Here is a 784-nt window from a genome sequence, read left to right as displayed (position 1 = left end):
CATATTCGCTGCCATAGAAGCGCGGATGCCGTTGTTGGAATCTTCAAATGCCAGACATGATTCTGGTGCAACGCCAAGACGTTCTGCCGCTAATAGGTAGATCTCTGGGTGTGGCTTGCCATTCGTTACCTCACAGCCAGTGCTTAGAGAAGTGAAGTAAGAATCTAACCCTGCTAACTCAAGTTTCTTTTTGGCGATATCCAGTTGAGTTGAAGTCGCAACTGCAGCTGGAATGTTGTTTGACTTTAACCACTCTAAGAGTTCAATCACGCCCTCTTTCACTGGAATCGCCTGGTTTTTCACGATTGCACTGTAGCGAGTGCGCCACTCATTGTTGAGGGCTGGGTAGTCGAGGTCTTCACCGTAACCGTTACGAAAGATTTGCTCGATGGTTTTAGCATTGCAGCCGATGATGCCGAGGTAAACATCTTTTAGGAAAGGGACCCCTTGTGCTTGGCACGCTTCTTCGAATATCTGCATACACAGGCGCTCGGTATCGAGAAGTAGGCCATCCATATCAAAAATTGCTGCTTGGAATTTCATAGTTGCGGTTCTTGTACCATCGTCTTTGCTGAGGGTGGCTATTTTGACATACCCCAATAACTTAGGCGAGTTAAAGCTCTGTGAATAAACGTTCCAAACTATGATAACTCGACGTAAATGTTCCCTTAATGATCGAGAAAACTCATATGATTTAAGAGCAATGCATCTAAATGATTCAAAAGTTGAATTCGCTAGCAAGGTTGACCGTCATCATTCATTAGGCAAAGGCGAGATCGGTTGG

The 784-nt window shown here is 45.2% G+C and carries 1 protein-coding gene and 1 pseudogene; one reads left to right on the top strand and one right to left on the bottom strand.

Going from position 1 to position 784, the window contains the following annotated elements:
• The coding region (locus tag KIV40_RS35130) for an HAD family phosphatase (RefSeq protein ID WP_285354105.1) at positions 1-543 on the bottom strand (543 nt) is incomplete at its 3' end.
• A gap of 151 nt (positions 544-694) precedes the next feature.
• On the opposite strand from KIV40_RS35130, the pseudogene KIV40_RS35125 reads away from it, so the two are divergent.
• Positions 695-784: pseudogene (locus KIV40_RS35125) on the top strand (deoxyribonuclease IV); the annotation flags it as partial.

This window comes from Vibrio sp. D173a (genome assembly GCF_030248475.1).
This window is presented reverse-complemented; position numbering and strand designations above follow the sequence as displayed.